Source organism: Oleiphilus sp. HI0117 (assembly GCF_001635235.1).
This window is the reverse complement of record NZ_LWGA01000346.1, coordinates 1-355: the sequence shown is the minus strand read 5'-3', so window position 1 is coordinate 355 and position 355 is coordinate 1. Positions and strand designations below refer to the sequence as shown.

Below are 355 nucleotides of genomic sequence, written 5' to 3'. Positions count from 1 at the left end.
GAGCATTCACATTTTGCACAATAGGAATACCGGGTTCTTTAAATGTCAGTTTCGACATTGCATTTGCCAACTCTTCACCTGCAGGCTGTAACAAGTCACAATGGCAAGGAACACTTACAGGAAGCTTCGCAGTACGACGAGCGCCTTTTTCTTTTGCGATAGCCATCGCCCGGTCCAGCGCATCGGTCGCACCCGATATGACGATCTGACCAGGAGAGTTAAAGTTTGCCGGCGCAACAACTTGCCCTTGGGCTGCCTCTTTACAAGCCTCTTTAGCTTTATCATCATCAAGCCCCAAAAGAGCAACCATACCGCCCTCACCTAGAGGAACCGCTCCCTGCATAAGCTTACCACG

Annotated in this window: 1 protein-coding gene; it reads right to left on the bottom strand. The window is 50.1% G+C overall.

The genetic code is table 11. The annotated features are described in order from the left end of the window. A partial coding sequence (locus tag A3757_RS04250; RefSeq protein WP_156506167.1) for an ACP S-malonyltransferase occupies positions 1–355 on the bottom strand: 355 nt, incomplete at both ends.